Source organism: Lysobacter arseniciresistens ZS79, from assembly GCF_000768335.1.
GTDB classification, from domain to species: domain Bacteria; phylum Pseudomonadota; class Gammaproteobacteria; order Xanthomonadales; family Xanthomonadaceae; genus Novilysobacter; species Novilysobacter arseniciresistens.
Window position 1 is genome coordinate 1 of record NZ_AVPT01000078.1, and the last position, 1,024, is coordinate 1,024.

Genomic DNA, 1,024 nt, shown 5'->3' on the forward strand with positions numbered 1-1,024 from the left:
GCCCGCAGTTGCTGGTAATGCGCTCGCATCACCGGATCCCAACGCACGGCCGATAGCGTTGCCATGTACAGCGCAACCCGCACGGGCGCGCGGCCGCCGCGGATGCGGCGCTTGCCGTGCATCTGGCCGCTGTCGCGATTCATGGGGGCGACGCCGACCAGCTTCGCCACCTGCTGGCGCGTCAAGGTGCCCAGCTCGGGCAACAGCGCCAGGCTGGTTGCTTGGAAGATCGGCCCCATGCCCTTGGACGAGTGCAGCGCAGGCGTGGTGTGCGTCCGAAGCAGCGCCTGCATCTGTTGATCAATTGCAGCCCGTTCCCGTTTGAGTGCGGCGATCGTGCGAGCCATCAGCTTGCGGACCCCAGGCGACGTCATCGCCATCTGCTGCTTCTGCGCCTGCAGTGCCGTCACCACTTGGCCGCGCCGACGTAACCAGTCCCGCAACTCGCATTGCCAAGGCGCGGGGGCCTGGTGGCGACGCAGGCGATCGGCAAACAGACGCGACAGCAGGCACAGCAACCGTGCGTCGATCGCATCGGTCTTCGCCAACTCGCCGGTGGCACGCGCGAAGTCACGCGCCTGGCGCGGATTGATCCGCGACACCCATATTCCTGCATCGCAGCAGGCCTCGAGCAACGCGTCCTCATAACCCCCGGTGGCCTCCACCACCACGCGCACATCGCCCACGTTCGCCAGCCGTCGTACCAACTTGCGAATGCCTGCGGTGCTGTTGGCGAACCGCACCACACCTGGCACGCCATCGATGGCCAGGTCCAGCGCCGCTTTGCCCACATCGATTCCCACTGCCGTCATCGCGATTCTCCGATAGAGTTGGACGGTCGAGAGCATCGCGCCCGGGCCCACGCTTATCGGTACGAGAGTTGCCTCGTGCAACTGTCCGGGCGCAGGGCGCGAGATCCGGCGTGCGGCCCCTGCTGAATTACGGTGATTGCTGCACCGAGGCGTTATCGGGCGCGCACGCCGGGCTCTCGACACCTACAGTAGGGAAACTGGAAGACATAAGG

The 1,024-nt window shown here is 66.0% G+C and carries 1 protein-coding gene; it reads right to left on the reverse strand.

Annotated features, from left to right (window positions below; all coding sequences use genetic code 11):
- The coding region (locus N799_RS14050) for an IS110 family RNA-guided transposase (protein ID WP_152597997.1) at positions 1-848 on the reverse strand (848 nt) is incomplete at its 3' end.
- Positions 849-1,024 lie beyond the last annotated feature (176 nt).